36 protein-coding genes are annotated in these 24,891 nt (G+C 70.6%); 13 read left to right on the plus strand and 23 right to left on the minus strand.

Annotation, left to right across the window (positions count from 1 at the left end; all coding sequences use genetic code 11):
- Positions 1–127: 127 nt before the first annotated feature.
- The 17 genes from ACIO5D_RS03660 to ACIO5D_RS03740 form a co-directional block, all read right to left on the minus strand.
- Positions 128–649: a hypothetical protein gene (locus ACIO5D_RS03660; protein WP_400793812.1), complete on the minus strand. Its 522-nt coding sequence runs from the start codon at positions 647–649 to the stop codon at positions 128–130.
- Positions 646–1,815 (minus strand): hypothetical protein, encoded by a 1,170-nt coding sequence (locus ACIO5D_RS03665; protein ID WP_400793814.1) that lies wholly within the window; start codon positions 1,813–1,815, stop codon positions 646–648. The genes ACIO5D_RS03660 and ACIO5D_RS03665 overlap by 4 nt, the downstream gene beginning before the upstream one ends.
- On the minus strand, positions 1,815–2,960 hold the full coding sequence (locus ACIO5D_RS03670) for a hypothetical protein (RefSeq protein WP_400793816.1): 1,146 nt from the start codon (positions 2,958–2,960) through the stop codon (positions 1,815–1,817). Before ACIO5D_RS03670 ends, ACIO5D_RS03665 begins: the two co-directional genes overlap by 1 nt.
- Positions 2,961–2,974: 14 nt before the next feature.
- On the minus strand, positions 2,975–4,183 hold the full coding sequence (locus tag ACIO5D_RS03675; RefSeq protein WP_400793817.1) for a phage distal tail protein: 1,209 nt from the start codon (positions 4,181–4,183) through the stop codon (positions 2,975–2,977).
- 4 nt (positions 4,184–4,187) lie between these two features.
- Positions 4,188–6,389, minus strand: coding sequence for a hypothetical protein (locus ACIO5D_RS03680; RefSeq protein ID WP_400793818.1), 2,202 nt, complete (start codon positions 6,387–6,389; stop codon positions 4,188–4,190).
- A gap of 11 nt (positions 6,390–6,400) precedes the next feature.
- Positions 6,401–6,844, minus strand: a complete 444-nt coding sequence (locus ACIO5D_RS03685; RefSeq protein ID WP_400793820.1) for a hypothetical protein — start codon at positions 6,842–6,844, stop codon at positions 6,401–6,403.
- 59 nt (positions 6,845–6,903) lie between these two features.
- Positions 6,904–7,041 (minus strand): hypothetical protein, encoded by a 138-nt coding sequence (locus tag ACIO5D_RS03690; protein ID WP_400793821.1) that lies wholly within the window; start codon positions 7,039–7,041, stop codon positions 6,904–6,906.
- 244 nt (positions 7,042–7,285) lie between these two features.
- Positions 7,286–7,891 (minus strand): hypothetical protein, encoded by a 606-nt coding sequence (locus ACIO5D_RS03695; RefSeq protein ID WP_400793823.1) that lies wholly within the window; start codon positions 7,889–7,891, stop codon positions 7,286–7,288.
- Positions 7,892–7,910: 19 nt separating this feature from the next.
- On the minus strand, positions 7,911–8,339 hold the full coding sequence (locus ACIO5D_RS03700) for a hypothetical protein (RefSeq protein ID WP_400793824.1): 429 nt from the start codon (positions 8,337–8,339) through the stop codon (positions 7,911–7,913).
- Positions 8,336–8,623: a DUF5403 family protein gene (locus tag ACIO5D_RS03705; RefSeq protein ID WP_400793826.1), complete on the minus strand. Its 288-nt coding sequence runs from the start codon at positions 8,621–8,623 to the stop codon at positions 8,336–8,338. Before ACIO5D_RS03705 ends, ACIO5D_RS03700 begins: the two co-directional genes overlap by 4 nt.
- The gene (locus ACIO5D_RS03710) at positions 8,604–8,951 is read right to left on the minus strand and encodes a hypothetical protein (protein WP_400793828.1); all 348 of its coding nucleotides are present in this window, start codon (positions 8,949–8,951) and stop codon (positions 8,604–8,606) included. The genes ACIO5D_RS03705 and ACIO5D_RS03710 overlap by 20 nt, the downstream gene beginning before the upstream one ends.
- Before the next feature lie 32 nt (positions 8,952–8,983).
- The gene (locus ACIO5D_RS03715; protein WP_400793830.1) at positions 8,984–9,412 is read right to left on the minus strand and encodes a hypothetical protein; all 429 of its coding nucleotides are present in this window, start codon (positions 9,410–9,412) and stop codon (positions 8,984–8,986) included.
- 9 nt (positions 9,413–9,421) lie between these two features.
- A complete protein-coding gene (locus ACIO5D_RS03720; RefSeq protein ID WP_400793961.1) occupies positions 9,422–10,447 on the minus strand; it encodes a P22 phage major capsid protein family protein in 1,026 nt (341 codons plus the stop codon).
- A 68-nt stretch (positions 10,448–10,515) separates the two neighbouring features.
- Positions 10,516–11,022 carry a hypothetical protein gene (locus ACIO5D_RS03725; protein ID WP_400793831.1) on the minus strand — a complete coding sequence of 169 codons (507 nt, stop codon included), beginning with the start codon at positions 11,020–11,022 and terminating at the stop codon, positions 10,516–10,518.
- 7 nt (positions 11,023–11,029) lie between these two features.
- The gene (locus tag ACIO5D_RS03730; protein WP_400793833.1) at positions 11,030–11,926 is read right to left on the minus strand and encodes a hypothetical protein; all 897 of its coding nucleotides are present in this window, start codon (positions 11,924–11,926) and stop codon (positions 11,030–11,032) included.
- Positions 11,847–13,307: a phage portal protein gene (locus ACIO5D_RS03735; RefSeq protein WP_400793835.1), complete on the minus strand. Its 1,461-nt coding sequence runs from the start codon at positions 13,305–13,307 to the stop codon at positions 11,847–11,849. The genes ACIO5D_RS03730 and ACIO5D_RS03735 overlap by 80 nt, the downstream gene beginning before the upstream one ends.
- Positions 13,307–14,968: a terminase gene (locus ACIO5D_RS03740; protein ID WP_400793836.1), complete on the minus strand. Its 1,662-nt coding sequence runs from the start codon at positions 14,966–14,968 to the stop codon at positions 13,307–13,309. The genes ACIO5D_RS03735 and ACIO5D_RS03740 overlap by 1 nt, the downstream gene beginning before the upstream one ends.
- Before the next feature lie 99 nt (positions 14,969–15,067).
- Between ACIO5D_RS03740 and ACIO5D_RS03745 the strand changes: the two genes are divergently transcribed.
- Complete coding sequence (locus ACIO5D_RS03745; protein WP_400793837.1) at positions 15,068–15,325, plus strand: hypothetical protein; 258 nt, start codon at positions 15,068–15,070, stop codon at positions 15,323–15,325.
- 10 nt (positions 15,326–15,335) lie between these two features.
- Here the strand turns inward: ACIO5D_RS03745 and ACIO5D_RS03750 are convergent, their stop codons facing one another.
- Genes ACIO5D_RS03750 through ACIO5D_RS03760 form a run of 3 tightly spaced genes read right to left on the minus strand, consistent with a single transcriptional unit; the run spans position 15,336 to position 16,247 of the window.
- Positions 15,336–15,563, minus strand: a complete 228-nt coding sequence (locus ACIO5D_RS03750; RefSeq protein ID WP_400793838.1) for a hypothetical protein — start codon at positions 15,561–15,563, stop codon at positions 15,336–15,338.
- 13 nt (positions 15,564–15,576) lie between these two features.
- Positions 15,577–15,927 (minus strand): hypothetical protein, encoded by a 351-nt coding sequence (locus ACIO5D_RS03755; protein WP_400793839.1) that lies wholly within the window; start codon positions 15,925–15,927, stop codon positions 15,577–15,579.
- Positions 15,924–16,247 (minus strand): HNH endonuclease, encoded by a 324-nt coding sequence (locus ACIO5D_RS03760; RefSeq protein ID WP_400793840.1) that lies wholly within the window; start codon positions 16,245–16,247, stop codon positions 15,924–15,926. Before ACIO5D_RS03760 ends, ACIO5D_RS03755 begins: the two co-directional genes overlap by 4 nt.
- A gap of 575 nt (positions 16,248–16,822) precedes the next feature.
- On the opposite strand from ACIO5D_RS03760, the gene ACIO5D_RS03765 reads away from it, so the two are divergent.
- From ACIO5D_RS03765 to ACIO5D_RS03815, 11 genes are all read left to right on the plus strand, one after another.
- Positions 16,823–17,113: a hypothetical protein gene (locus tag ACIO5D_RS03765; protein WP_400793841.1), complete on the plus strand. Its 291-nt coding sequence runs from the start codon at positions 16,823–16,825 to the stop codon at positions 17,111–17,113.
- Between the two features lie 32 nt (positions 17,114–17,145).
- Positions 17,146–17,343, plus strand: coding sequence for a hypothetical protein (locus ACIO5D_RS03770; protein ID WP_400793842.1), 198 nt, complete (start codon positions 17,146–17,148; stop codon positions 17,341–17,343).
- A 40-nt stretch (positions 17,344–17,383) separates the two neighbouring features.
- Positions 17,384–18,202 (plus strand): hypothetical protein, encoded by an 819-nt coding sequence (locus tag ACIO5D_RS03775; RefSeq protein ID WP_400793843.1) that lies wholly within the window; start codon positions 17,384–17,386, stop codon positions 18,200–18,202.
- 52 nt (positions 18,203–18,254) lie between these two features.
- On the plus strand, positions 18,255–18,443 hold the full coding sequence (locus ACIO5D_RS03780; protein ID WP_400793844.1) for a hypothetical protein: 189 nt from the start codon (positions 18,255–18,257) through the stop codon (positions 18,441–18,443).
- A 39-nt stretch (positions 18,444–18,482) separates the two neighbouring features.
- Positions 18,483–18,794, plus strand: coding sequence for a hypothetical protein (locus tag ACIO5D_RS03785; protein WP_400793845.1), 312 nt, complete (start codon positions 18,483–18,485; stop codon positions 18,792–18,794).
- 98 nt (positions 18,795–18,892) lie between these two features.
- Positions 18,893–19,135, plus strand: a complete 243-nt coding sequence (locus tag ACIO5D_RS03790; RefSeq protein WP_400793846.1) for a hypothetical protein — start codon at positions 18,893–18,895, stop codon at positions 19,133–19,135.
- Positions 19,132–19,365, plus strand: coding sequence for a hypothetical protein (locus tag ACIO5D_RS03795; RefSeq protein WP_400793847.1), 234 nt, complete (start codon positions 19,132–19,134; stop codon positions 19,363–19,365). Before ACIO5D_RS03790 ends, ACIO5D_RS03795 begins: the two co-directional genes overlap by 4 nt.
- Positions 19,362–19,517 carry a hypothetical protein gene (locus ACIO5D_RS03800; RefSeq protein WP_400793848.1) on the plus strand — a complete coding sequence of 52 codons (156 nt, stop codon included), beginning with the start codon at positions 19,362–19,364 and terminating at the stop codon, positions 19,515–19,517. The genes ACIO5D_RS03795 and ACIO5D_RS03800 overlap by 4 nt, the downstream gene beginning before the upstream one ends.
- 51 nt (positions 19,518–19,568) lie before the next feature.
- Positions 19,569–20,258, plus strand: a complete 690-nt coding sequence (locus ACIO5D_RS03805) for a hypothetical protein (RefSeq protein ID WP_400793849.1) — start codon at positions 19,569–19,571, stop codon at positions 20,256–20,258.
- A gap of 53 nt (positions 20,259–20,311) precedes the next feature.
- Positions 20,312–20,806, plus strand: coding sequence for a hypothetical protein (locus ACIO5D_RS03810; RefSeq protein ID WP_400793850.1), 495 nt, complete (start codon positions 20,312–20,314; stop codon positions 20,804–20,806).
- A gap of 92 nt (positions 20,807–20,898) precedes the next feature.
- Complete coding sequence (locus tag ACIO5D_RS03815; RefSeq protein ID WP_400793851.1) at positions 20,899–21,360, plus strand: hypothetical protein; 462 nt, start codon at positions 20,899–20,901, stop codon at positions 21,358–21,360.
- A 7-nt stretch (positions 21,361–21,367) separates the two neighbouring features.
- Here the strand turns inward: ACIO5D_RS03815 and ACIO5D_RS03820 are convergent, their stop codons facing one another.
- Positions 21,368–21,724 carry a hypothetical protein gene (locus ACIO5D_RS03820; protein WP_400793852.1) on the minus strand — a complete coding sequence of 119 codons (357 nt, stop codon included), beginning with the start codon at positions 21,722–21,724 and terminating at the stop codon, positions 21,368–21,370.
- A gap of 470 nt (positions 21,725–22,194) precedes the next feature.
- On the opposite strand from ACIO5D_RS03820, the gene ACIO5D_RS03825 reads away from it, so the two are divergent.
- Entirely contained in the window at positions 22,195–23,628 is a 1,434-nt protein-coding gene (locus ACIO5D_RS03825; RefSeq protein WP_400793853.1) for a hypothetical protein, read from the plus strand.
- A 146-nt stretch (positions 23,629–23,774) separates the two neighbouring features.
- Here ACIO5D_RS03825 and ACIO5D_RS03830 read toward each other — a convergent pair whose 3' ends face one another.
- Both ACIO5D_RS03830 and ACIO5D_RS03835 read right to left on the minus strand, forming a co-directional pair.
- Positions 23,775–24,017: a hypothetical protein gene (locus ACIO5D_RS03830; RefSeq protein WP_400793854.1), complete on the minus strand. Its 243-nt coding sequence runs from the start codon at positions 24,015–24,017 to the stop codon at positions 23,775–23,777.
- A gap of 1 nt (position 24,018) precedes the next feature.
- On the minus strand, positions 24,019–24,885 hold the full coding sequence (locus ACIO5D_RS03835) for a helix-turn-helix domain-containing protein (RefSeq protein WP_400793855.1): 867 nt from the start codon (positions 24,883–24,885) through the stop codon (positions 24,019–24,021).
- Between the last annotated feature and the right edge of the window lie 6 nt (positions 24,886–24,891).

Raw genomic sequence — 24,891 nt, forward strand, 5'->3', positions numbered from 1 at the left:
TTCGGGGAGAGGTCGCCCCGGTAGCTCTGGTCAGCCCATTTGTTGGCCTCGGTAATAACTGCTTCGAGAGAGATACAAGATCCTTAAGGGCGTGATCCTAGGAACGTTCCTAGGATGGGTATTTCGGTCAGGCGTAGCCGGGCGGGATCGGCACGGGGGTCCAGGTGCCGGCCTCGGTCGCCTTCGGAGCCTGGTTGAGCGGCAGGGCCATGGCCACGCCGGGATCGACGGTGCCTCCGCCTTCCACGTCGGTGCGGGTCTGGAGCAGGACGCGCTGCCATTCGCCGGGCTGGCCGCCGCCGTTGGGCAGGACCCAGTCCAGGCGGACCCAGCCGTTGTTGAGTGCGCCGCCGGTGTACTGCCACTCCGCGGTGACCGCGCGGGCCTTGTCGACGTCGAACAGCCTGAGCCAGACGTTCGCGCCGGTGCGGCTGGAGACTCGGCAGTCCAGGCGCAGGACGGGGTGGGCGATGCCGGCGGTGGGGATGGTGGCGGCGGCGCGCCAGGCGGTGGCGACGTCCAGGCCGGGCCGGTAGGGGGTCATGGGCAGGACCGCGCCCAGAGCGCTGGCGGTGCGCTCCATCGCGGCCAGGCGGGTGTCGATGCCCTGGAACTCGTCGGCGAGGGTGGGGCGGCCGTAGACGGTCATGCGGCCATCTCCAGTTCGCCCTTCACCCAGTCGTCCACGCGCTCGAAGATCGTGACGGGGACCAGGCTGAGGGTGGTCTCCTCGCCGCTGCGGGTGACCTTGGTGGCGATCTCCTGGATGACGTACTCGGCGTCGATGCCGGGCCAGCGGGCGGTGCGGGCGCGGACGCGGATCTTGTGGCCGACGCGCAGCTCGGCGGCGGAGTACTCGCCGCCCGGGTGCAGGGTGACCTCGGGGACGACGACGGGGAACGCGCCGACGGCGATCATGCGCTCGGCCTGCGCGGTCAGGGTCTCGACCCGCACCACGCTGTTGTTCGTGGCGATGGACGCGAGGCGCGGGATGCGGCGGCCGTCCTCGGTCTCCAACTGGCCGTTGTACCACCAGGATTTGAGCTGGCTCCAGCCTTCGCCAGCGCCGTTGACGCCGGTCTCGGTGCACATCTTGTCGCCGTCGGAGGTGACCGTGGTGACGGTGCAGTTCGCCCCGTGCTCCAGGACGATGCCGGTGTCCTGGCCTCCGGCCGGGTAGAGGAAGCGGAAGTGGTTGCGGATCACGCGGGCGTCAATGTCCCAGTCGTGGTCGATGCGGAAATCGAACCCCTTGATCACGTTCGCCATCTGCTCGACGGCCTCGCCGACCGACTTCCACGCGAACCAGTCGTAGGTGCGCTCACGTCTCATCGTGTCCAGGTCGGGGCCGAAGGTGAGCGCGCCGGGGCCGTTGCTGCCCCAGTAGCCGGGCTGGCCGGGGGCGACGGGCGAGGGGTTGTCGGCGAACTGCTGGATCAACTCCCGGGCAATCGTGGTCTGTTCGCGCGGCGTCGTCCCGGTGGAGTACCCGAGGTTGATCATGTTGCGGCGGTAGTACTCCCACAGGCCCACGCAGTCGAGGGTCATCTCCTCGGCGGCCAGGTCGACGGACCAGGAGAGCAGCGGGCCGCCCCACAGGACGCGGCTGCCGCGCTGGACGTGGGCGATGATCCGCCACGGCGAGATGAGCGACCAGTCCAGGCCCGCCAGCGGTTCGGCGGCCAGCGGCACGCTGAAGCTCGCGGCCCCGGGGGCGTTGAGGATGGAGCGGTAGTTCAGGGCCGAGACGGGCAGTTCGGCCAGCAGTCGGCCGCCCTTGAACTCGGAGAGGATCACGCGGTAGCTGTCGTCCATCAGGCCGCCACCACGACGGCTTCGGCGTAGGACGTCCACGCCGAGATGAACTTGACGTTGTTGTTCTCCGTGTGGTCGGGAGAGCAGACCGTCGCGACGTTCAGTGGGGTGCCGGCCGGTACCCGGACGGTGGCGCAGCCCCGAGCGTCGCGGGAGTCTCCGGCCCGGGTGTACTGGGGGCGGCCCGCGCGGCGGCGCTCGCCGTGGCCGACGACCAGCGGGGTGATCCACCCTTCGCCGAACTCGCCCCGGTAGCTGACTTCGAAGTGGACCGTCACCAGGCGCGGGTAGGGGGTGGCTGGGGCGGTGAACTGGTGCCAGCCCTCCGCGCCCCACGCGCCGTCGCCCGCCTGGTAGGAGGCGTCCAGGCGGACGGCCCCGGGGACGAGCGGCGCGGTGGAGCTCGGTCCGGTCACCTTGTGCACGGCGGTGCTGATCGAGTCGTAGACCAGGGAGCCGGCCGGGGCACCGGTGGCGGCCTGGGCGATGCCCTGGGCGCCTGCGGTGCGCAGGTGGCGCAGTGGGGTGGTGTCGAGCTGCCCGGCGACGACGAACCGCTGGTCCTCGATGCCGGTGATGCCCGTCTGGCTGATGGAGACGATGGCCAGGCGGAGGCTGTTGGAGGGCACCGGCCAGTCGCGTGCGCCGGGGGTGGACTCGGCGAGCACGGCGATCGACCAGCCCTTCGCGCCCTCCTTGGTCACCTGCGTGCCGGAGGCGGCGGTGGCGTACGGGGTGCCGTCGGCCGCGTAGGAGACGGACTGCATGAACTGGTCCGCCGTGGTGCGGATATCGGCGAGCTGGGGGCCGGCCGGGACGGAGTCGGGGTCAGCGAAGGCCACCACCAGGTCTTGGCGCGCGGCCTCCCCGGGCTTGGGGGTGGAGCACTGGAGCTGAATGCTGGCGTCCAGGTTGGCGAAGTGCACCGCGCCCTTGTGGGACACGGCGACGTCGTCGGGCAGCCACACCGACCCGGCGGCCACGGACACGCGCGGGGTGGGGTTGTCGACCTTCTCGACCATCAGGGCGGTGGGGCCGCAGACGCCGACGTGGGCGCCCCGGGTACCGCCGATCATGGTCCGCAGGTCGAGCGCGTCGTAGCGGCCCTGCTGAATGAAGAGTGGGGCGCGGAGTTCAACTGCCAAAGAAACAGGGGTCCTTACATCCAGGCGGAGCGCCACTGCACGTCCGCCGTGACCCCTTGGGGGCCTTCAAGTACGTCGAGTTGAACGGTGCTCGCCCCTGGGGGAAGGGCGAACCAGTTGGAGCCCGGGTCGACCTGTCCGAAGCGCGATGCCCCGTTGAGGGTGATGCGGCGGCGGCCCATGTCGATCACGAGGGCGTCACCGCGGCCCACCTGGAGCCCCCGGGTCCCGAAGCGGCGGCGGACGCCGCCGTGGACGAGGGTCAGCGACGGGTCGCGTACCTCCCCGGAACGCGGGGTCAGGCGTACGACGGGCCAGGTGTCGACCGATCCGGTGTTGGCGATGTCCGGGGCGGCCCGGGTGGCGGGTCCGTCGCCGAGGTCGAACGGGAACGTCAGCGGGAAGATCGGCCGGCCTTCGCGCGGGGCGGCCACGGCCACGGTCGCGGTCGCCTCGTCGGCCGAGTACAGCCGGGGGTCGGTGGCCAGCAGCTCGACCGTGACACGGCGGCGGCCCGCGTGGAACTCGCGGTCCACGGTGACGGCGCGCTTGCGCACCCGGGCTTTGATCCGGGCCTTCCCGCCGGCCACCCCGGGGAACGCGAACTCGAACGGCTTCTCGTCACCGCCGGGGGCGAACGCGGCCAGCAGGGCGGGAAGCTCGTGGTCGTCCAGGGCCAGCATGGTCAGGGTGACGGTGCGCGCGCCCATGTAGTCGGTGCCCGGGGTCAGGCCGTCGCGTTGCAGCAGCTCGGCGTCCGAGGTGCGCACGTCCGGGGCGTCCAGGAGGCCGGACACCTCCTCCAGCACAACGGAGGAGTCCTCACCGAGCAGCAGCCCGCCCCATGACGCGGTCCACGGCTGGCCGGTGTAGGGGTTGTGGGCGCTGGGCTGGGGGCCGATGTCGGGCCGTGTCGGGGGCGGCAGGTCCGGCAGGGTGCGGAAGGTGACCGGCTCCGACCAGGCGTCCAGGTTGGGGCCGGTGCTGTGGTAGCGGACCCGGTACTCGGTGTCCGGCTCCAGTGGCGGGTCGTCGCCCAGCGGGCCCTGGTCGCCGACCAGGGCGGTGCCCGGCCAGGCCGGGTCTTCGGCGTCGTAGTGGGCTTTGCCCGTAAGGGCGTTGGTGGTTTCGACGTCCGTCCACGCGCCCGCGACCTTCGTGAAGAAGACGCGGGCGCTGCGGGCGGTGACATCGGCGATGAAGGGTGGGGAGAGAGCCCCCAAGCAGCTACCTCCCGGAGGTCTTCAGCTCCCACGCGATGGCCTTGCCGATCTCGTGGGGGTCCGCGTTGGTGCGGGCGTTGACGGTGATGTGCGCGCCGTAGCGCCCCGGGTCGGCCTTGGACGAGGTGTCCGGGTGGCGCAGGCCGGCGGCGGCGCGCTGGCCGTAGCCGTAGGAGTCGAGAGAGCGAAGCCCCGAGGCGACGGGGCGAAGGGCCTGCTCCAGCGGGCTCGCGTAGGCGGCGGCCGGCACGGCGGCGAAGGCCATCGGGGCGGCCATCAGCGAGCGCGGCGCGGCGGCCTGCGGGGCGGGGGCGGCCGACTTGAACGGGTTGAGGCTGCCGACGATGCTGGAGACGACGCCGGTCACGCTGATCGACTTCATGCCGTTGATCAGCCCTTGGATCGCGCTCTTGCCCTTGTCGAACAAGAGCGAGCCCAGGTCGCCGATCGCCGAGAGGATCTTGCCGGGCAGCGAGGCCACGTACGAGACGACGTTGCCGACGCCGGTCGACACGGCGCTGGTCATGTTCGACCACGCCGAACTCACCGCGCTAGTGCAGGAGTTCCACGCCGACGACGTCCACGAGGTCACGTTCCGCCAGGCCGCCGAGACGGCCGAGCCGACCGACGAGGCCGCCGACGCGACGGTGGACGTCACCGACGCCCAGGACGAGGAGGTCCACGAGGTCACCGACGCCCAGGCTGACGACGTCCATGCAGAAACGTTTCTCCATGCGGTCGAAGCGGCGTTGGCCGCCGACGATGCCGCCGACGAGACGGCGGACGTCACCGACGACCAGGTGGAGGATGTCCAGGAGGTCACCGCGGACCAGGTTGCGGACGTGGCGGACGTCAGCCCGTCCCAGGCTGCCTGGACGGCGTGCCAGGCCGCGACGGCCCCGACCGCCAGGGCGTCCCAGGCGGCCATCGTGATGCCGAAGACGACGACCAGTGCCCGCAGGCTCAGGTCGACCAGCCGCATCAGGGACGCAGTTGCGGCGGCGTTCTCGGAGAAGACGCCGAAAAACTGGCGAAGCGCGTCCGCGAACCAGGAGATCGACGCGGCGATCTCGGGCGAGAACTGGACCGCCAGGGAGGCCATCCCCTGGAGGACGGCGTCCAGGACACCGACCAGGGGGCTCAAGATCAGCTTGAGCCGGTCGCCCCCGTTCGAGAGCGTGAGGAAGAAGTCGCCGAAGGCGGCTCCGATGCCGACGAGCGCAACCGGCAGCTCGTCGGTGAACGCCTTCATCCCCGGCGTCTGCACCGCCGCCGTGAGCTTGGGGAAGAGGACGTCGGTGAAGTCGGTGATCGACTTCACCATGGGGCGTACGAACTGCGCCCCGGCGTCAAAAAACGCCTTGACCTGCGGTTCGGCCTGGCGGAACCAGCCCGTGATGTCGCGAAGCGCGCCCCCGAACTCGGAGCGCATCAGCGCCGTGGCGGGCTTCAGCGCCGCCGACGCCCGCTGCATCGCCTCCTCGGCTTTGTCGCCGAGGGCCTTCATGTCGCCCGCCGCCGCGACGGCCGCGAGGCCAAGCGGCAGAACCGGCAGGGCCGCCAGCGCCAGGACGGCGACCAGCCCGGAGGCGACGACCGTCACCCACGAGGCGATGGCCATCACCGCGACCAGCAACGGGGCTGCCGCTGCGGCGGACTGGGCGAACCCGGCCGCCATGCCCAGAGTGCCCTGGGCGGCCGAGCTGATGCCCGACCCGATGCCCTGGAGGGCGGAGGCCGTCTGCTCGATCGAGAGGGTGAAGAGCCTCCCGAAGTTCCGGGCGACCTCCGCGACCCCCGAACCCAGGTCCCGCAGACCGGACTTGACCCGGTCCAGCCCACCCCTTGCGAGGTGGACGTTGATCCCCAGCCGCCAGCGGCGGCCGGTGAAGGCCCGGATCTGGGCCTCGGCCGGCGCGGTGTCCGCGTCCGCCCGGACCCGGGATCGTCGCTCGCGGGTGAGCGCGGCGATCCGGGCGGCGGCCTCGCCCGTGTCGGCGACGACGTTGACCCGGACGTTGCGGTCGTGGGTCAGCTCCCGCAGCCGGGCGTTCACGCCCGTGGTGTCAAGATCCAGCTTGACGGAGAGCTTGGTGTACTTCTCCAGCATCTCCAGGTAGTCCTTGAGCTTCCTGCGGAAGTCGCTGGTGTCGGGCAGGACGCGCACGTGGACGCGTCCGGCCTCCTTGCCGCCGGGGCCGGCCACAGGCTCACCTCCTACGTGAGTCGGACCGGCGCGGGCCGCTCAGGCGCGGTGGAGCGCGCGAGCACGGCCGCCGGAAGGCGAAACGTTTCTGCAAGGGGGGAAGAGGGCTCGGCCACCGCCGGGCCCCCGCCTTCGCCGACCTCGCGCTGGAGCGCGGCGGAGAAGGGGTTGCTAGCGCCGGAGCTGCGGCGGGCGCGCTTGGCGTACGGGCGCGGGTAGGGCTGCGGCTTCTCCACGCTGCGCGGGTTCTTCGACGCCTTGGCGACCTGGACGTGGGTGAGCGCCTGCACGGCGTCCACCAAGTCCGCCAGGACATAGGTCGCCGCGTCCCAGCCCAGCGCCTCGCGGCCACCGCGCAGGGCGGCCAGCGTCGCCGAGTCGTCGGGGAGCGTCCCGATCAGGGCGAGGACGTAGCGGGCGGAGTGCCGGCCCCGGACGAAGTCCAGGACGTCCACGCCGAAGAAGCGGCGCAGGTCGGCGGTGATCTCCGCGCCGTGCTCGTCCAGCAGCCTGATCAGGCCGCGGCTTCCCCCGGCGCGGCCTCCTCCATCCAGCCCTCAAGGATCTTCATCTGCTCCGGCAGCGGCAGCGCGTCCACGGACTCACGCATCGCCTTCTTGTCGGAGGCCACCGAGACCAGCAGCGCGGACATCGCCTCGATCCTGCGCTCGTTGCTGACCTTCTCCGACTGGACGATGTCCAGCAGGGCGAGCGAGGCCGTGAGGTCCTTGCCGGGCAGGGCTTCGATCCGGCGAAGCCGCAGCTTCTTGCCGTTCTTGGCAACGAACTTGACGCCCTTGCCGGTGTGCTTGCGCTCGGCCTCGGCGGCGAGGGCGGCGAAGTCCAGGGTGGTGCTCAGGGGTGACTCTCCTTGCTGGGGGTGCTGTGCGGGTGGATCAGGCGGCCGGAGCCTGGAGGCCGGCGGCCAGGTCGAACACGGGGGTGACGGAGCCGAGCGGGGTGCTCTGGTTGAGGGCCACGACGGTGGCCTTCACCGGCATCTCGCCGAGCGTGGCGGGGTCCATGGTCACCGAGTCCGCGCCGATGATCGACGTCTTCGGGTAGTGCCACACGACGGCCTTCGTGCCGTCCACGGCGGCGACCATCAGCGCGCGGTTCTGCGCGGCGGGGGACGTCGGAATCGAGAACAGCCCCTTGGCATCCAGGCCCTTGTCGGTGCCGTAGTACAGCCGGTACGACTCGGCGGTGAAGTCACTGAGGTTGATCGTCACCGCGTACGTCTTGCCGGGGTCCGTGGTCTTGAGGCTCTTCTGCTGCCACGAGCCCAGTACCTCGGGCTCGTCGCCGTCGACCGACATCTCGATGCCGTTGTCCAGGCTGGTGTTGCCGATGGACTTCCAGGTCAGGCCCTCGGGCCCCCACTTGGTCGAGTCCTTCGGGTCGAAGCCCGGCTTGCTCAGGTCCGGCAGCGGGGTACCCGGCGGGGCGACGTATATGTATCCGGTGCCCGGTACCAGGACCGGGGCGTCGTCAGCAGCCAAGCTGACTCCTTTCCGGCCCTCAGCGGGGCCTTGTAGCGATCATGTAGTTGGCCGAGAACCGGTAGAAGTCCGGCTGGGCCTCGGTCATGGGGTCGGTGGTCATGATCGGCCCGGTGGCCTCGCGGAAGCGGCTCAAGTAGCCGTCGGCGTTGCCGAACTGCTCGAAGCACAGGCGCACCAGACCAGCGCGGGCACGGCGGGCCAACAGGGAGGCGCCCGCGCGGCTGGTGGCGTAGGTCTGGACGACGAACATGCCCTCGTCTATGAAGCGCTTGTCCTTCATCGTCCCGCCGACGCGGCGGGCGATCACCAGGCCGCCGGCCTCGCGCAGGGCGAGCTGCCAGTCGGTAGGGAGGTAGACCGCGCAGCGGACGCCGGGGAACACGGTGCGCAGGGCCTCCAGGACGATGCGCTCGGAGTCGGGCATCAGGTACGGCACGTGGCTCACCACAGGGCCGCTTCCATCGCGTGGATACCGTCCACGTGACGCCCGGCCCGCTCGTTCCAGCCGCCCCAGTTCTTGTGAGCGGCGAGGGGGTCCGCGTTGACGATCGCGTAGCCCTTGGCATGCCGCTTCACCTTCAGCCCGGCGATGAACTCGCCGGTGTCGATGTGCAAGCTGGCCTTCGCGACCACGCGGGCCTTGCGCTCCTCGGCCTCCAGCTTGAGGGCGCCCATCACGCCGGGGAGAGCGGCGACCACGGAGTCCAGGTCAGGACGGATCTCCGCCACTTTGGCCGCCCCCCTCCACGATCACGGTCACGAACCGCATGCGGTCGGAAGCGCCGTGGTGGGCGCGCGGGGCGTCCACCACGGTCCAGCGGGTACCGGGGTCGCCGTCGTCGGCGAACTCCAAGGCCGACCACTTGTCGATCACGACGTCCGGCGGGAACACCACCTTGCGGCGGATCGGCGGGGACCAGCCGACCTGAGCGCCGACCGGGGCCCGCCAGCCTGCGGCGTCGCCGACCGGGGCGACCCAGGCCGAGTAGCTGGTGCTCGGCCCGGACGCCGGCCGACGGTCGCCGTAGCCGTCATCGACCATGCGGATGGTGTGCACGGTCACGCGGGTACGGCCCCGCTCCAACAGGCTCACACCGGCCCCCAGGAGTCCTCGGGGTCCGGGAACGGGTAGCCGGTGCGCAGCCCGCGCGAGACCGCCTCACGGCGGCCGGTCACGGACTTCAACCCACCTCGGCCTGCCACCCGCTCGATCAGCGCGACCTCGCCCCGGGTGAGCGCGAGGCCGATCGGCGTGCCGTCCGGCATCCGGTAGGACACCTCTCCGGCCTGCTCCTGCACGTAGCCCTCCGGGTTGCGGAAGCGGCGGTCGGCGACGGCCAGGGCCAGGGTGCGGATCACCGGAGGGTGCCGCTCGGGCGACCACGCCGGGTGGCCGGTGGCGGCGATCACCCAGAACGCGTCTTCCAGAGCGGCGGACGCCCGCTCCCAGTCCGGAGTACCGGGCTCGGGGGCGGGCTTGCCCAGCCGTTTGAAGAGGTCGGCGACGTCGATCACCACGGCGGCCCCTTACTTCGCGGGCGCGGCGGCCGGCTCGCCGGAGAAGGTGACCTTCACGCCCCGGACCTTGACCAGGTTCTTCGGGTCCTGCCAGTTGGTCTCGCCCTTCTTCAGGTCGGTGACCAGGGTGGTGCCCCAGTAGCTCGACAGGAACGAACGCTCCATCGCCGCGCCGCTGTTGTAATCCTTGATCCAGCGCAGCGCGAAGCCATTCGCGCTCTGCCGGCCACCCTTCGCGGACTCCGGCACCGACGGCGCGCCGGAGACGAGCTGGATCGCGCTCTTGTGGAAGGCGTAGATGCCCATCGGGTTCAGCACGCCGTTGGTGGACTCCACGATCTTGAAGCCGTGGATGCGGCCGAGGGTGCTCTCCTTCAGGGCCGCGCCGCCGTCGGCGTGCTCGGCGGCGTTGAGGACGGAGGAGGAGTTCAGCAGGTAGAACGCGGCCTCGGAGCCGAGGACGGCGGTCCGGCCCTCGGCGGGGATGTTCTCCTTGTTGAGCTGGACGCGCAGGCGGGCGAGCGCCTTGCGGACCATCTGGCCGGCCTGCTCGTCGGACGCGGCCTTGGTGAGGTCGACCGGGATCTTCGCGGCGGTGGCGACCTCGGGGAACTCGGTCATCGCCGAGGCGACCTTGTTCTCCAGGCGCTCGGTGATCGAGTCGATCTGCGGGACCATGACCTGCTCGCCGAAGGACAGCAGGTCGAGCGACAGCTCAGCGTCGGAGAGGTCCACCGCGGAGTAGGCGTGGGTGTCGAGCTTGACGTCGAGCAGGCCCTCGTTCAGGTTCTCCGACTGAATCCACGTCGAAGTGTCGTTGAACTTGCGCTTGGCGTCGATCGCCTCCTCCGCGCCCTTCAGGCGGGCGGGGCGGCGGATCGAAATCGTCTGGCCGGTGGCGTTGACGAATTCGGACGCCGCGCGGCGGTCGAACATGTTCGCCAGGACAACGCTGTCCTTCAGGTTCGCGAGAGCCTGGGTGACCAGCTTGTCCGGGTTCTGGAAGGCGTTGGCACGTGCGGGGTTGAGAGAGATGGCGCTGTTCCTCGGGAAGACGGAAGGCCGCCCCGGGGCAGGGCGGCCTCATGCGGTGCGGGTGGGGGTCAGATGCCGTAGCGGCGCTGGCGCAGCTTCTCGGCGAGGCCCTTGTACGGGTCGGGCTCGGCGTGCGGGGTCAGCCCGCCGGCACCCAGCAGGGGCTTCGGCGCGGCGACGGCGGCCAGCTGCTCGGCGTGGGCCCGCACCGCGGCCTCGTCGCCGCCCTGGACCAGGGCGGCGAGGACCGGCGGCAGGGCGTACTCGGCGGCAATGCGGTCGCGAAGGGCCTGCTCCTGGAGTTGGGCGACCTGCGCACGCAGCTCGTCCGCCTCGACACCGGCCTCGGCGGAGCGCTCGCGGGTGGCGTCCAGGTCGGCCTGCATCTTCTCGTACAGCGCCTTGTAGTCCGGCTCCACCGGAGCCGGGGCGGCCGGCGTCTGCTCGCCGCTCTCCACGGCGGGGGCCTCGGACTGCTCAGGCTGCTCGGGCACGGGCGGAGTGGCCGGGTTCACCACGCCGCCGGGGATCGCCTCGGCCAGGGTCGGGGGCTCGGGCGTCGGGGTCTCGGACACAACTCTCCTAAGTCTTCGTGGTCTTGCTGTAGTAGGTGCGCCAGTCCGCCAGCGACCCGCCGCCGAAGTCGCGCCACATCCGGGAGAACCGGTCGTTGGCGGCGGGGAGCTGGTAGCGGCGGGAGAAGATGGGGACGGCCTGGCAGTGGCAGTGCGGGTGCGCGCCGAACGCGGCCGTGCGCTTGGACTTGTAGATCGCGCCCCGGCCAGCCATGAGCGCGCAGAAGTAGCAGGGGTTCGCGTCGGTCTTGCGGTAGTAGCCGAGCGCCCCGGGGTCGTTCTGCAGCGTGGTGTGGATCATGTCCCGGCCGCCGTCCTGGACGAGCATCCCGCCCGCACCCGAACCGCCGGTCTTCAGCGACTCCAGGAACTCGCGTTCCCAGGCCATCAGCTCGGCGTCGTCCAGCGCGGCCGAGCCCCGGCCGGCGCGCTCGCGCTCGTGCTTGGCCACCCGGTCGGCGACCTGGTGGCGGAACGTTTCAGCGGCCCGTTCGGCCTCGCGTTTCAGGTCTTCGGCGGGGAAGGGGTTGCGGGTGTCGACGGGCAGAGGCGTGCGCGGTCCGGAGCCGGTTCGCTTGCCCGTCAAGCTGTTGAAGTCCTGCCACAGGGAGCCCAGCGAGGCACCTGGGCGGTAGCCGGGGCCGCCGATCACGCGGCCGGTCTCCAGCGCCCGCACCAGGCGGTAGAAGGAGATCGACAGCGCGTAGGAGGCCGCCGCGGATTCGCGGACCGCCGCCGCGTACGCGGCCTCCAGCTCGCTCAGCGAACCGGCGACCTCACGGGCTTCGACGGCGGCCAGGGCCTTCGCCCAGCGGGCGGCGAAGCTAGCGGCCAGCGCTTCCTGCGCGAGCTGGTACGCGGCCACCGCCCGCAGAATCTCGGCGCTTCGCGGGGTCCATCCCACCGGCCGCCTCCTTCTGCTGCTTCAGGGCCTCGGCTTCGGCCTGCTCCGCCTTGCGGGCGGCCTCCTCGGCGGCCTTCACCGCCTCGTCAATGTCGGCCTGCGAGAAGCCGGGGACCTTGCGCAGCGCGACCGAGAGCGGGACGCCCTGCTGCATGAGCTTGACCATCGCGTCTGCGGCCTGGGCGAGGCTCCGTGTCGCCTTCTCGGCCCACTCGACCTGGCTCTCGTCCTGCTCGATCTCGCCCCGGCCGGCCGCTCGCGCGCACAGCCGGAACACCGACTCCCACGACTCGCCCAGCGAGTCCTGAAGCGTGGACAGGAACCGCTTGAACGAGGTCTCGGCGGCGGCCAGTGCGTCCGCGCTCAGGTTCACCAGGTTCGACCCGGCGAGGTAGTGCGGCGGCACGTCGGCCAGGCCCATCATCTCTTCGATCGTCTGGCGGCGGGAGGCCAGCAGATCACCGGTCGGCATCGTGGGGAGCTGCCCGAACCGGGCGTCGCTGTTGGGCGCCATCAGCAGGGTGGACGGGTCCAGCGAGGGGACGTCGTAGACCGGTTCGCCGGTCTCCGGGTCGCGCAGCGGGTCACCGGTCTCCGGGTCCAGCCGCTCGGACGGGGCGAGACCGGAGGCCCAGCGGATCGCGTGGGCTCCCCAGTGCTCGGTGAGCAGCAGGGACAGCGTCTGCTGGTTGAGGCGGTCCTGCGCGACGATCAGCGGCTCGACCAGGCTTCGGCTGCGGCCCCGAAGGTCCACCGCCGGGGAGAACCGCACCACCGGGCACAGGCCCATGCCGTGCGGCTCGGAGGCGAGCACCGCGGCCTCCGGCTCGGCGTCCAGGTCCACGGTGTGCTTCGCCACGTCGTCCCACAGGAACGCCAGCGTGCGGTGCTCGTCCGGCTGCTGCTCGGGCACGTGCAGCGCATACACCGGGTACTCGTCCCACGCCGGGTCGGCGTAGACGGCCACCGTGCTGATCGCGTCGTACGCGCGGATCATCGGCTCGCGGCGGCCCTTGCGCGGGTCCGGGGTCACCACGGCGTAGGCCGCCCCCGAGGTCAGCGCCGCTCGGTGGACGGCGTTCTGCCGCTCGTCCAGCCGGTTGGCCTGCCAGTACTTCCACTCGAAGGCGTTCTCACCCGAGCCGGGCTTGCGGAAGCCCTGCACCCGCAGGGCGTTCAGCGGGGCCTCCACCGCGAGGGCGGAGACGTTCACGATGCTCCGCTTCACGAGGTCCTTGAACTCGCTGTTGGCCTTGGCCGGCATCCACGGCGCACGGTGCAGGCCGCGGGCGTAGCGGTCGACCAGGTTCAGCCGCTCCTGGTCGCGGTCGATCAGCCCCTTCGCGTGCCGGGCACGCTGGAGTACGACGGGGAGGGACATCAGAACCCTCCTCGGGTCTGTAGCTGGCCGGGGGCCTTCGGGGGCTTGAGCTTGCCGCTCTCCATGAGGCGGCGCAGGGCGATCCAGGCGATCACCATCGTGGCGTAGAGGTCCACCTTCAACTTCGACTCGCGGCTTTCCTTGCCGAACCCGATGCCGAACTTGTTGGGCCTCTTGCGGGCGTTGAGGGTGTGCCGGGTCAGCGAGTAGTCCCGCACGTGCGGAAGGGCCTGGGCCTCGATCGCGCCGACCATCGCCATGTGTTCGGTCGTGATTTCGCGTTGGTTGGCGCGCATGTCGAAGCCGCAGCTCGACTTGCCGGACGCCTTGATCAGCAGGTGCTTGCCGTAGGTCTCCGACCAGTCGGCGACCCAGCCCTCCCAGCCCGCGACGTCGGCGAAGAACGCGACGACGGTGTAGGTCTTGAAGGTGTGGCCGACCATGTCGTTGACCTCGGTGCCGTCGACCTCCCAGCCCTTGCCGGCCGGACCGTCCGGCTTCTCCCACAGCGCGATCTTCTGGACCAGGCGGTCCCGCACGCGCATCGCCAGGAGGGCGGTTGAGTCGTCCGTCTTGCCGCCGTCGAAGGCCAGCACGATCCGCTCGCCCGGCTTGATGCCGTCGGCAGGCTCGACCGTGGCGAGGTCCCAGGTATCCCGGTCCACCAGCGCGTCGTCGTGGCTGGAGAGCTGGTTGAGGTACTTCCGGCGGGACTCGTCCTCCGAGGTGGACGCGGACCAGATGTCGCGCATCACCCGCTCGGGGTTGATCCACACCGAGTCGCCCCGGGCGCACAGGATCGCGGCGCGCAGCTGGTCCTCGTCGGCCAGGTCGACCCCGGGCGGGGCCTCCACCGAGTCGTAGTAGATGCCCGCGTTCCGGTTCACCCCGTCGCGTTGCTTCTGGAAGGCGTACCAGGTCTCTTCGGCGACGCTGCCTTCCCCGATCACCGGGGCGTTGGTGATCTCCATCGTCCTGCCGCCGACCTTGGTGCTGTTGGGTCGGATGGTGGCTGCCAGGCGGGGGCCCCCGTTGGAGGTCACCCAGTGCCACGTCTCGTTGAGCAGGGAAAACGATGGGCGCCCGCCCTCCGCAGCGCGGAAGGACGAAGCCTTCGCCTCCAGGCGGCACTGGCGGCCGTCGGTGTCGGCCTGCGAGGCGTAGCAGACCTCTTGGCCCAGCTTGATCGCGTACCGGTCGATGGCGGCCTGGCTGAAGATCGTGGAGAACGCGCTCATCGTGTTCACGTTCTGCGCGGCGGCGGTGGCGAAGATCTGCACCCAGGACTCGGCCGGCGGGCCGCCGATCGGCGAGCCGTCCTCGCGGAAGCCGGTCAGGCGGCACGGGCCGACGAACTCCATCGCGCTGATGGAGGCGAACATCGGGTCCTTGCCCCAGCCCTTCAGGCGGCGCACGGTGCCGGACTCCCAGCGGAAGGCCCGGCCCCAGGTCTCAGGGTCGTTGGGGTCCTCGGGAACGGCGTCGTCGCGCAGCTCGTACCAGCGGGCGAGGATTCTGACCTGCTCGGGGGTGTACTTCCAGTCGGGCCGGAACGCGCGTGCGCTCCAGCGCAGCAGCTCGCCCGCGAGGGTGCGGTGCGGGTGGGGGGCGGTGTCCGCGATGGTGCGGACGGGTTCGTAGGTGATGGTCAGGACGGCCACCTCCTGGAGCGGATCTCCTCAGGCGGCACGGTGGTCCGCTCTGCTCAACTCGGAAGGCGGGCGGCTGAATCGGCCCGGAAGACGCTCTAAGCTGTCGCCATGTCAGAGCACTTTGATGGACCGGACCCGCTCCCGGACGACTCGCTCGATCCTGTCAGCTCCGCAGCCGTCCGCCCCGAACTGCTGGTAGTTCTGGCCACCGGGGCAATCATCGCGGCCCGCATGTTCCTGAAGACGCTGGTCGACATCCACGCGACGCAAACCGAAGCCGAGACTCGCCGGTTCGAGAGCATGCAAGAAACCAGGCGTGAGGAACTACGGCAACGCCGGGCGCAACCCCCTCGGGAGGAAGACTGACGACCTCGCTCTACGGCTGGGCTGCCTCCCGGCGGGCGCGCTCCTCCAGCAGCCGGGCAGCTCCATCGGAGACGTGCTCACCAGCCGCGAAGGGCGAAGTCATGTCGTGGGCCCACAGCTCGCGGGCGACAGCGTGCGGGACCTCGGAGTCCAAACACGCCTCGTAGTAGACGATCGTCCGTGCGATGCGCAGGGACTCGTCCGAGGGGCCGGCGGCCCGGGTCTTGCGGCGCGCCAAGACGGCCCCCTTCTCAGACTCGGTTGCCCCAGCGGACGCCCACGGCGTCGCGGGCGTTGTGGCCGCGCTTGGGGCCGTCGCCCTCACCGCGGATCTTGGCGAGGTGGCTGGCGGCCTGCGTGCGGCTGGTCTGGGCCTGCCCGATGCCCGGGTGGAGGACGAACATCCCGGCGCGGTTGCCACCGGGGATCATCTGGCCTTCGCGCTTCACCACGGCGTCGAGCTGGGCGGCGCGGGCGAGCATCGGTGCAGCGATGTCGATCAGCGCGAGGTCGGTCGGCTCCAGGTCCAACTCGGTCTCGTACAGGGCGATCAGCGCGGCGCGGATCTTCGCCGGGTCCTTCTCGGTCGGGTCGACGTTCAACGGACCTCCCCGGGGTGCGGTCGGCGGGTTCGGGCGGGCTGCCAGCGGTCCGCGGCGGCCCTCTTGCGGGCTCGGCCGGCGTCGGCCGCGTCCTTGCGCAGGACGTGCCAGTCGCACAGGGCGCGGAGGTTGGCGGGGGCGTCGGGGCCGCCTTCGGAGGCGGGGACGATGTGGTCGCAGTGGCGCGCGGGCTCCCCGCACGGCTCGCCGGTGTCATAGCGGACGTGCTGGCACATCCAGCCGTCGCGGTTCATCACCGCGCGGCGAAAGCGGGCCCAGTGCGGGGGAAGCGGGGTCGTCCGGCGTGAACTCGCGGCCACGGCAACCTCCTTGAGCGCAGGGCCCCGCCAGGTGCTCGACCACGACCGGGGAGAGAGGACCGACCGGGGAGCGTTGCCCTGACGGGGCTGCGAGGGGAGGCCGGCCCGGGTGCCGCAGCAGCGGGGTGCGCGCACGCGCGTAGCTGCCTCCACATGTATTTAGGCACCCCGGTTAACACGCCGACCGACGCCCGCGGCCTTACTCTCCGCAGTCAGTGCATGGCAGTGAGCGCATACCTGCTGGTCACGCTGCGTTGATGATCCAGAAGAAGCGGTCGGCCGGCGTTCGTATCGGATCTCGGCTGCTATGACGCTCCGGGCAATGAAGGAACGCGCACGGGAGGCACCCCCCGGGCCCCCTCGCAGCAACCGTCGAACCGACGCAACACGGCCGCCAATTCCCTTTTCTTGCAAGGGAATTGGCTTCGCTTCACGTGAGCGCGCGCCTTCCACCTTGGCGAGATCGAGCGCTTCGCCATATGTGATGTGAGTCACGTGATCGCCGTTGGACTTTCGCTGATGCCGTGGTGCAGTGTTGGTCCTGCAAGCGACGGACCGACCGAAACGGGATCACAATGCGTAATCACCTCACCCCCGCCGCCCTGGGTCTGGTCATGCTGCTGGCGGGCGCCCCGTGGCAGAGCCACAACCGGGGCGGAGGGCTCGCGGCGGCCCTGCTGACGGCCCTTGTCGCCCACTGGGTCCGCAAGGTGCCCGGACTGGTCAAGCGGGCTGCGCAGGGCCCGGCCGAGGCCCCCGCACCGGAGCCGGTAACCGCCGCCCCCGCACTGGTGAACGCCTACGACCGCGACCGCGCCGAGATCGGCACCCGTCGGGGCAAGCGCAACCGCCGCACCGCCCGCTGACCGGACCGACTCAACCCCTTGGAGACACCCCGATGAACCTGCGCCGCACCCTGGTCGCCCTTGCTCTGGCCGTGGCCGCCCTTGGCGGGTGGGCAGTTGGCCACACGACCGCCGAACCGGCTGCGCCGGACGCTGTACAGGTCGAAGCGTTCAACAACGGATGGCAGGACGCCATGGCCGACGCCTGTGACCAGGGCAGCGCGTACGCCTGCGACTGGCTCTCCCGCTAACTCACCCCCGAACCGCCCCGCACCAAGCAAGGAACGCACCATGAACGCCACACTCGCCCCCGAACTCCGCTCCGCCGTAGACAAGTTCGGCAGCAGCTACGACACCGCGCAGAACCTGCTCAACGAGTCCGAGGCACACGAATGGGCCCGCATCGCCCTCGTGATGGACGTGTCCGGGTTCCTGGAAGACGGGGACCACTGGTACGCCACCGAGGTCGAACAGGTCCGCGCGACGTCCAACTACGAGACGGCCAAGCGCTGGTTCACGGAGGAGTGCGGCCCGATCGGCGGCACGTGGGACGACACGGGCTGGATCATGTACGACGCAGACAACCCGGCCGCCGTAGCGGTGGCCGAGCGCGTGACGGCCTGCCTGCACGGATACCCGTTCCTGGACAACCACGACCACAGCGAGCGGGAGCACGCCGCCATGGTCGAAGAGATCGAAGGTTCGCCCCTCACCCTGCCGGACGGGGTGGACGGTGAGGACGTGCTGCGCGAACTGGACTGCCCGTCGCTCGGTGAGATCACCATGGACATGGTGGAGAAGGCCTTGTCTGGCATGGGGTACGCGCAGTGCTCCGACTGTGACGAGTGGCTGACCCCCATGGACACCCGGGACGGTGAACCGCTCTGCCGGGGCTGCGCACTCGAAGAGTCGTGCCCGCCCGTGCGCTGGGCCGCACCCACGCTGACCGGCGGCGCTGGCTGGACCACCGGCAAGCCCCTGACGGCCGTCCTGACGCCCTACCTGGACGGCTACGCCGCCCGACAGGGTGCCGCGTACCGCGAAGACGTCCGCGCCATCGTGCGCGGCTCGAAGCAGGGATACCGCGCGCTGTACGGCCGCGCCGCGTAGGCACCAGGCCCCACCCCCTCCAACCACTCAACAGCAGACCGGAGTTACAGCCATGACCCGCACCACCGCCCTTGAGATCGCCCACTACTGGCCGCGCCTGGCCATGGCCGCACAGGACCACCCGGAGCAGGCCCCCGCGATGTGCGCCGCGTTCTTGGACATGCGCCACGACGACTCTGCGGCCTGGGGCCTGGACCTCATGTTGGACGAGCTGTTGGCCGACCCGCTCACCGCCGCCTGATCCGCCCCTCACCACCGCCCCGACCCGAGAGAGACCACCATGAGCCGCACCGCTGACTACCTTGCCGGACTGGCCGATGACGCCGGACTGATGATCGCCGACCTTGAAGCCCTCACCGCCTACGCCGCACTCGTCGGGAACGCCGAGTACGCCGTAGAGACCTTCGAAGAGGCGTTCAGCGGCCAGTGGGCCGACCTGGAGGACTTCGCCCACGCCATGCTCATGGAGATGGACGACGAGTACCGCACCGCCGTCGAGAGTTGCCGGGGCTGGACTCCCCGACTCGACATGATCGCGTGGAACTGCGACTACGCCCACACGACCGGCGGATACGTCTTCCGCTCCATCTGAGCTGCGCCCCTTTGGTGAGGGCCCAGCACACCGCCGGGCCCACGCCATGGGTGCACAGACACCAGGCCCCACCCCCACACCGAACCAAAGGCACCGCCATGTCCGCACAGCTCCAAGCCCTCGTTGACCGCGTCCGCCGTAACGAACGCGACTGGGAAGCCACCTTCCACGAGTGCATCCCAACCTACGATCCCGACCACCCCGACCAGCCCGCCGAAGACGAGTACATGGGCGACTACGACCAGAAGAACGACGACCGCGCCCACGACTCCCGGGAACTGCTGCTCGACCTCACCGCCGAACTGGAAGCGCTCATCCGCGAGTTGGAGACCGGCAAGTGATCACCGCCGAGGGGTTCGCGCTTCTGTCGCACTGGGCCTACGCCGACCGCATCGGGGCCGATGTCGCCGATCCGAACGGCACCCTCACCGTCCGGCTGGCCGAGGCCGGATACCTCCGTCCATCCGCCGTCCACGGCATGTGGCGCGTCACCCGTGAAGGGCACGCCGCCCGCAGCGCGTACACCAGGGCCCACCCCGTCGGGGAGCGCGTCGACGGACTCCCGCTGTGACCGAGCTGTACACCGACTTCGAGATAGACCCCGCCGAACTGAACGAGATGCGCGCCCGCGTGACCGCCCTCCGCGCCGCGAACGACGCCCTACAGGCCGAACTGGCGGAGCTGAAGGAACGAGTCCTCCGACTCCTCGCCCCCACCGTGTAGGCCCGCTCTGGCACCAGGCCCCACCCCCACCGCACCCCACGAACGGACCCCATGACCCCTCACAACCCCCAGGACGCCCAGGCCGAACTCCGCGCCGACTTGCTGACGCTGGCTGAAGGACTCGCGCAGGCACTCGGCACCAGCGAATGGACCGTGGACCCCCGACGCGTCCCCGACTGGCACCCCTGCGTCGAACTGATCCGCACAGAGGACGGCTCCCGAATCCTGATCCAGCAGGAACGCCTGCACCACGACCGGTGGTGGATGCACAGCAGCCTCCCCGACAACGCGACGTACTACGACCGCCACGGCCTGGAGACGGGAAGCATCACCGTGACCCGGGCGAAGACCCCCACCCAGGTCGCGCGCGACGTGCAGCGGCGGCTGCTGCCCGCCCTGGACGCGGCTGTCGCCGAGATGAGCCGCAGACAGCACCGGCACCTCACCGACGTGCACGAGGTGACCACCATCGCCCGGCAACTCAAGGCCGTGCCGCTCACCACTGGCCGACCGCCCGGGGCGGATTCCCGACGGAACGGGGAGGACACCACCCGGACCCTGCGGTGGAACCAGGGGCCCGACGCCTCCTGGAGCGCCCCGCACGCCGAAATCAAGATCAGCCGGTCGCGGTTCGGCGGCGTGCACATCGAGTGCTCGCACCTCAACGCCGCCATGGCCGAGGCGGTGTTGCGAGCCCTTAACGCCTCGCTCCCGACCACTCAGGCCGCATCGGCGGCATGACCGCCCGCCGCTGACACCAGGCCCCCACCCCCGCCCCACCGCAGGAGACACCAGTGCCCACCCCCGTCACCCTCACGACCACGCTCCGCCTGCCCGGCAAGAAGAAGCCCGTCGTCGTCACCACCCCGGCCAGCCAGCGCGGCGCACAGGCCCGGCACACCAAGGCCGTGCAACTCGCGCTTGACCTGCCCAAGCTCAGCAGCCCCGGCCGCGCGGTGAAGATCGGGCCCGACCCCCGCCGCACCCCGAAGCCCAGCAAGATCCGCAGCAAGGGCAAGGGCTGGCAGCGCTGGACCGAGAAGGACGGCACCGTGCGCTACGGCGTCGCCAGCGAAACCAGCCCCTGGGAGGCCGGTGCCGGGTCGAGCGCGAACGGGGCCCGGACGGTCGTCCCCGCCGACGGCGGCCCCCTGTTCGCCATCTTCCGCACCGACCCCGGCAACAGCTCGGACTGGGCCCGCGAAGGCGACGGCATCCTGATACGCCCCGCTCTCCTCCAGGACTGCCTGCCCGGCCTGCTCGTCAGCGGCACCGTCCTGGCGGCCTGACCCGCCCCGGTGCGGCCCGGACACCCTCCGGACCGCGCCGAGGCCCGGCCAGACCCCAGGCCCCACCCCCGAGCAGCGCAGGAGACAACAGCTTGCCCAAGTACATCGTTGCCGTGGACGTCATCACCGTGCACGTGGCGCCCGTCCTCGCCCCCACCCCCGAGGCGGCCCAGGCCGAGGCCGAGCGCATCGTCGCGGGCGACTGGGAGACCTGGTACGACCACACCGAGCCGCTGTGTGTCGGCGACGCCCTCACCGAAGCCGAGTGGGACGCCGAACAGGAGGCAGACGCCCGCCGCCGCAGCACCTGGCACCAGGCCCCGCCCCGGGCCCACCGGCCGAAGTTCACCGCGCCCCGCACCGACCACCACACCGACGGCACCGAGTGCCCGCCCACCCACAAGCACACCAGCAGCGGCAAGCCCCTGACTGAGGGCTGCCCCGGCCGGGCGTACTCCCGGGCCGTGTGTACCTGCGGGTGGGAGACGAAGAACGCAGGCAAGGGCTACACCGACGAGTGCCGCAAGCGGCACCTCGCCACCGCACACCGCTGAGCCAGGGTCAGCACTCGCGCAGACCGGGAGCCGGATCCACTGGGCTGCTGACGTCGAAGGCGGGCACGTTGCCCCACGAACCGTTGTCGAGCTGGGTCCAGTACCAGATGTTGTTGCCGCCCGCGTGCGGGTCGCCGTGGCCCCAGCACTCGAACCAGTCGAAGGTACCGCCGAGTTGGCCCTTGCTTACCGACTGGTAGGAGCGCTGCTCGTAGCCCTTGGCTCCGGCCTTGTGGTCGCAGTACAGCCGGCGATCGGAACGGACACCGCAGTCTGCGGCGGATGCCGGGAAGCCGATCGCGGCCAGGCCGGCCGTCAGCGCGGTGGCCATGACCAAGACGGTGATCTTCCTGCGCACGTTCACGTGTACTCCTGTTGAAGGTGGGGCGCCTGCGCACTGTCGTGGCGTGTGGGCGCTGGCGGGTGACCTCTGCCTCGCCGCCGAGGGTGATCGTGCGTCCAGATATAGCGCCCATCCGCCCACGAAGCACCAGGTGTCACTCGTGCGAGGGCGCGCCCAGAATACGGCTGACGGGCTCGCCATTCGGTCCTGCCAGGTCGCGGGTCGAAGGGCCGGCACCGACTGACCCACCCCGCCGACACCAGGCCCCACCCCGTCCCCGGTGGCATGGGGGTGGGGCCGTCGTCGCCGGCCCCACCCTGTCGAAATGACGAGTGCCGGACCCCGAGTTGGGTTGAGTCCCACCGAGAGAGCCTATGTCTATATATTTTTTAAAATGTCAATAAAAAAGACATTATGACATAGGCCACTACGCCGAGTACCCCAACCGACCACTCACAGCGACCACCCCGCACCACCCAGGAGAGACACCAGTGCCCACCCCCACCCGTGCCCCCTGGATACCCGGCGGCGGCACCGCCCTGGAGTGGGGGCTGCGCAACCCCTGCCCGGTCGGCGTCGGCCCCGCAGGCCACCGTGGCGAGGGTGGGGCGGTATGGTGCCTGTCCTGCGGCGACCGATACTCCGGGCGCCCGGCCCAGGTCGGCGACACCCACGGCCACCGCGACGACGCCCACCACGCCGCCCGCCTCCACGCCGACGACCACGAAGCGGACTTCCGCCGGTTCGTCGCCGCTCAGCGCACCCGCGAAGCCCGCGAACAGTCCGGCTGGACCGCCCGTGTCTACGCCCTCGTCACGGCGGCCACCCTGCACCCCTCCGAAGGCGGCGTGTGGTGGGACGGCACCGGCTACCGCCTCGTCCCCGCCGGGGCCCGCCTCGACGCCAAGGGCCGCCGGGTACGACGGAAGGTGGTGGAACTGGTCATCGCCGCCGGGTTCCTCCGCCAGGACGAACGCGGTGACGTGGTGGCCACCGCCGACGGCCGCGCCATGCTCACCATCTGGCGGCACCACCGCGCCGACCTCGCCGAACCCTGGCCCGCCCGCCACGAACCCCAGGCCCTGCCCCCGCTGCCCAGTGGCGAGGAAGCCGCCCGCCGTCGGGAGGCCACCCGCCAGCGCGCCTTGGAGCTGGAGCGCCAGGCCGCCCAGAGCCGCGCCGAGTTCCTGCGGCGTCGTGAGGAGGTCGAGCGGCAGCACCAGGCAGAGCGGGAGGCCAAGCACCAGCGCCGGGCCGACGAGCAGGCCGAGCGCGAGCGCGCCGAAAGGGCCCGGACCGGAGCGGACATCGACCTGACGTGGTCCGCGGTGGGTGCCGGCCGCTGGACCGTCACCGGCTCGGGCCACGACCGCCAGCTCGACGTCACCCTCAACGACCGCGACTTCGCCCACGACCCGTACGAGATCCGGGAGAACGGCCACTTCATCTCCCGCCACCCCTACCGCCACCAGGCCGACGCCGCCGTACGGCAGCTGCTCGCCGACGGCGTCGAGATCGGGGACCGGACACCAGAGCCCACCCCCGCTTCGCCCACCCGGCCGGCCGTCGACAACCCCGCCGACCGCTGGCACCAGGCCCCACCCCCTCCCATCCTGGAGAAGGAGAACACCCCTGAGCATTCACCCCGACAACGTCCTGCCCGACGGCCGATGGAATCCACGGTGCTTCGAACTCGACTACGAAGGCCGCAGAGGTCAGTACCGGGTCATCCGGGGCCTCGGAGAGCAGATCGGGACCGTGGAGAAGCACGGGGGCGTCTGGATGCCCAAGAACGCCGCCGGGGCGTGGGTCGCGGCAGCTGCCGCCAGCCGACGGGGCTACCTCACCCGCCGGGGCCGCAGCCATCGAGCTGTCCATCGCCGCACCGATCCCGCCCCCGGAGGAGGAAGAGCAGTACCGGGTGACACCAGGCCCCACCCCCTCCTCGTGAGCACCGGCCCCACTACCGGAATGCCGAGTGCCGGAGCCTGATCCGGGTTGGGTCCCCGGCCTCAAACGCAGAGCGCCCCCCCGCCTCCGTGGGAGGCGGGGGGCTACCGGGGGGAGACGCCTACAGGCCGAGCCGCTTGCGGATGGCGTCCATCCCATCGGCCATGGCAACGAATTCACTCGGGGTGAGGCGGACGCCGAGGATGTCAGGGTTCTGGCTGTCACCCACGAAGACCCCGACGAGCTGCCCGTCCGCATTCGCGATCGGCGCGAACGTCGCGCACGTACCGTTCGCCTGGCTCAGGGGGGACTTGAAGCGATCGGAGACAGGCGGCGTCACGTCGTACAGCTCTTGCTTTTCCATGTCACAGTTCCTTGAGTGCGGCGCTGATCAGCCCCACGGAGTCGTCAGGATCCAGCGCATTTCTTACCAGGTAGTCAAACATGCGACGACGAGCCCGCACTTCCTTGGGGTCCTCCGCGAAGACGACCCCCGTCCCGGTATCAATCGCCGCGACCCCGGGGTCCTTCGGGTTGGGGAAGTCCATGATGTTCAGGAAGAGCTGCGTCGCAGCCGCAGCTCCCGCCGAGAACGGCAGGACCCGGAGGCGGACATTGGGCATTGCCGCCATCTTGATGATCCGAGCCAACTGGTCTCGCATCACCTCCGGGCCACCGACCTGGGGGCGGATGGCAGCCTCGGAGAAGAGAACATCGACCGCCGCCGGCCGATCGGTCCGGGTGACGATCTCCTGCCGCCTCACCCTTACCTCATGTTGAGCAGCCAGGCGTTCCACCCCGACCTCATGAGAGGCGAACTCGTCGACACCCTTCATGTACTCCAAGGTTTGGAAGGGCCACGGGATCAGGCTGCCCGTCACGATACTGATCTGGGAGGCGCTGTCCTCAAGCTCGATGAGCTTGACCAAGCTACGTGGTAGATGCGCGACATACTCCGCCCACCAAACCGCTTCCGACTCCCTGGCCTCTCTGATCTCCGCCATCAGGTCAAGCCGAGTCGCCTGATCCACACCGTAGAGGTCCAGTATCTTCCGCAGCTGCACGTCAGTGGGAAGCTGCCCGCCCTTCTCGAAGAGGGACACCATGTCTTGACTCTTGCCGATGGCCTTGCCGACTGCGGCTTGCGTGGGGCGCGGGCGTGCCTCCAGACGAAGCGCCCTCAGCCGCCGGCCGACGTTCGCCATCGCGCGGGATGTCTGCGGCTTCGTCACCAAGCT

Origin of the sequence: Kitasatospora sp. NPDC087315 (genome assembly GCF_044744345.1) — a bacterium.
Taxonomy (GTDB): Bacteria; Actinomycetota; Actinomycetes; order Streptomycetales; family Streptomycetaceae; genus Kitasatospora.